Origin of the sequence: Halogeometricum sp. CBA1124, assembly GCF_009741955.1 — an archaeon.
GTDB lineage: Archaea > Halobacteriota > Halobacteria > Halobacteriales > Haloferacaceae > Halogeometricum > Halogeometricum rufum.
Window position 1 is genome coordinate 1 of record NZ_WPCD01000292.1, and the last position, 3,031, is coordinate 3,031.

The 3,031-nt window shown below is 70.1% G+C and carries 4 protein-coding genes and 1 pseudogene; 2 read left to right on the top strand and 3 right to left on the bottom strand.

What is annotated here, in order from left to right:
* The coding region (locus GJ632_RS20555) for an electron transfer flavoprotein subunit beta/FixA family protein (protein ID WP_394351845.1) at positions 1-421 on the top strand (421 nt) is incomplete at its 5' end.
* Positions 418-1,370, top strand: a pseudogene (locus GJ632_RS20560) (electron transfer flavoprotein subunit alpha/FixB family protein). The gene GJ632_RS20555 and the pseudogene GJ632_RS20560, both read left to right, overlap by 4 nt.
* Positions 1,371-1,569: 199 nt before the next feature.
* Here the strand turns inward: GJ632_RS20560 and GJ632_RS22575 are convergent.
* From GJ632_RS22575 to GJ632_RS22585, 3 genes are read right to left on the bottom strand one after another with little or no spacing between them, the layout of a single operon-like run.
* On the bottom strand, positions 1,570-2,001 hold the full coding sequence (locus tag GJ632_RS22575) for a TrkA C-terminal domain-containing protein (protein ID WP_197428127.1): 432 nt from the start codon (positions 1,999-2,001) through the stop codon (positions 1,570-1,572).
* Complete coding sequence (locus GJ632_RS22580) at positions 1,998-2,267, bottom strand: hypothetical protein (protein ID WP_197428128.1); 270 nt, start codon at positions 2,265-2,267, stop codon at positions 1,998-2,000. The genes GJ632_RS22575 and GJ632_RS22580 overlap by 4 nt, the downstream gene beginning before the upstream one ends.
* Positions 2,158-2,835, bottom strand: a complete 678-nt coding sequence (locus tag GJ632_RS22585) for a TrkA family potassium uptake protein (RefSeq protein WP_231751726.1) — start codon at positions 2,833-2,835, stop codon at positions 2,158-2,160. Before GJ632_RS22585 ends, GJ632_RS22580 begins: the two co-directional genes overlap by 110 nt.
* Between the last annotated feature and the right edge of the window lie 196 nt (positions 2,836-3,031).

A 3,031-nucleotide genomic window follows, 5' to 3' on the forward strand; every position in this document is an offset into this window, starting at 1 on the left:
CGGCGCGACGGGCGTCGCCCTCGCGGACGCCATCGGCTACGAGTGGGGCGCGGTCGTCAACGCACTCGACACCGAGGGCGTCCTCGACGACGGCGTCGCCCGCGTCCACCGCGAACTCGAGGGCGGCGTCGAGGAACTCACCGAGATAGACCTGCCCGCCGTGTTGACCATCCAGACCGGTATCAACGAACCGCGCTACGCCAGCCTGCGGGGTATCCGGCAGGCCCAGTCGAAGGAGATAGCGGCGAAGACGCTCGCGGACCTCGGTCTGGACCACGGGGCCGTCGCGAGCGAACTGTTCCTGACCGACATGTACGAACCCGAGACGGAGTCCGACGCGACGTACTTCGACGGTGACGCCGACGAACAGGCCGCGAAACTTGCGACGGCCCTGCGAGAGAAGGGGGTGGGTGCGGAATGAGTTCCGTACTGGCCGTCGCCGACCACCGCCGCGGCGAACTCCGCGACGTGAGTTACGAACTCGTGACCGCGGGCCGCGAACTCGCCGACGAGACGGGCGGTGACCTGCACGTCGCGGTGATAAGCGGCGAGGTCGAGGAGTTCGCGACGAAACTGAACCGCGAGGGCGTCACGACGGTCCACACCGTCGAGTACGGCGAGGAGTTCAACCACGACGTGTACACGCAGGCGGTGTGCGCACTCGCCGACGAATACGACCCGCAGTACCTGCTGATGCCGAACTCGGTCAACGGCCTCGACTACGCCCCCGCGGTGGCGAACCGTCTGGGGCTTCCCCTCGTCACCGACGCCATCGACGTGGCGTTCGACGGCGGCCTGACCGTCACGCGAGAGATGTACGGGTCGAAGGTCGAGACGACGCTCGAAGTCGACGCCGAACGCGCGGCCGTCACCATCCGCGGCGGCGAGTGGGTCGCGGCCTCGAACGACGGCGACGCCGAGATAGCGCCGTTCGAGTTCACGCCCGACGAGTCCGCCGTCAAGTCGCGCGTCACCGGCTTCGAGGAGGTCGGCGGCGGCGACGTGGACATCACGGAGGCGGACGCCTCGTCTCCGTCGGCCGCGGTATCGAGGAGGAGGAGAACATCGAACTCGTCGAACGACTCGCCGACGCCCTCGGGGCGACGCTGTCGTCCTCGCGGCCCATCGTGGACAGCGGCTGGCTGCCGAAGAACCGGCAGGTCGGCCAGTCGGGCAAAGTCGTCACGCCGGAGGTGTACATCGCCATCGGCATCTCCGGCGCGGTGCAGCACGTCGCCGGGATGAAGGGCGCGGAGACCATCGTCGCCATCAACACCGACCCGAACGCGCCCATCTTCGACATCGCCGACTACGGCGTCGTCGGCGACCTGTTCGAGGTGGTGCCGGAACTCATCGACGAGTTCCAGTAAGCGGCTTCCAGCTCCTCTTTTGTTCCCCCGATGGACGCTGCGCGTCCATCGTGCCTCGCTTCGCTCCGCTCAGCGGGACAGAGTGTTCCGGACGCGAACCCGTGAGCGTCCGGTGAGAGTGGTCGCAGGTGCGCCGGGACTCGTCGCGGACCGGCCCGTCACCGCGACGAGGGCGCTCGGTTCGAGGTCGGACGCGGACCTACCCCTCCTCCGCCGTCCCCTCGAACTCGCGCACCGCGTCGTCGCTCCCCGCGACGACGACCACGTCGTCCGGTTCGACCGTCGCCCGTTCGTCCGTCTCGACGGTCCCGTCGCGGACCACGCCGACGACGGTCCACCCGCGTCCGCCGTCCCGGCGCGCCGACGAGAGCGACTCGCCGACGAACGAGTCCGCGTCGGCGCGGACGAGTCGAATCCGGCTGACAGGGTCGACGACCGGGTCCCCGCCGACCTCCGCAGCGACCAGTCGGGCGCACGCCCGTTGAATCGAGAGGACGTAGTCCGCGCCGGCCCCGAACGCCGGCGACTCCTTCCCCGCGTCGGTCACCCGGACGAGTATCTCCACGTCGGCGGAGAGCGACCGGGCCGTCGCAACCGCCAGGAGGGCCGTCGCGTCGTCGTCGACCGTCACGATGAGCGCCGACGCCCCCCCGCGCCCGCCTGACGGAGCGTCTTGGGTTCGGTGACGTCGCCGACGACGTCCGGGTGCGTATCCGGGTCGCTGTCGACGGTCGTGACCGCGACGTCGTCCGGAATCGCGTCGCGGGCCGCCCGTCCGCCCTCGCCGTTACCGGCGACGACGATCCGCTCGTTCCGCTCCTCCCGCGGCGCTCGGAGGTTCGACAGGTCGGCGGTCGACCCCGCTATCGCCCGCTCCGGCCCGGCGACGATCAGCACGGTGGTTCGGGGAGAGTTCGTCGTCGGGAGACGGCGGCAGCCTGAGTTCGCCGTCGAACCACCCGGCGACGACCGTCAGGTCGGAGCGGTCCGCGAGCGGTGAGTCGCCGACGCGGACGCCGTGCAGGGGACTGCCGCGCCGGACGAGGAGTTCGCGGACCTCGACCGAGCCGGCGTCTTCGCCCCCGTCTTCCGTTCCGTCTCCCTCTCCCGCCACGTCGACGGCGACGGGGGTCGTCGCCTTCTCCGCCAGCCGTCGTCCGATGAGCGCGTGCGGGGCGACGCTTCGGTCGACGCCGAGTTCGGTGAACGCCGGGTTGCGGCGGGGCGACGTCGCGAAGCTGACCGTTCGGAGGCCCTCGTTCGCCTCCATAGCGGTCAGGACGATGCTCGCGTTCCGGTCGCCCGCGTCGGCGACGAGGAGCGACGCCTCCTCGACGGACGCCCGGTCGAGGTCAGACGGACTCTCGGGGTCGCCGTGAATCGCCTGATAGCCCTCGTCGGAGAGGCGTTTCGCCTCCGTCTGGTCGGATTCGAGGAGGACGTAACCGACGTCCCGCGCCTCCAGTTCGTCGAGGAGGAGGTCCGTATCGCGCCGGTACTCGGCGACGACGACGTGGCCCTCCTTCTTCGAGAGCCTGTCGTCGAGGGTGAGCGGCGCGCGTTCGAAGAGGGGATGATGAGCACGCGCAGCGCACGAACCCGATGACGACGCCGGTCACCTGCACGAGTCCGAGGAACACGTTCATCTCGGGCGTCGTCCA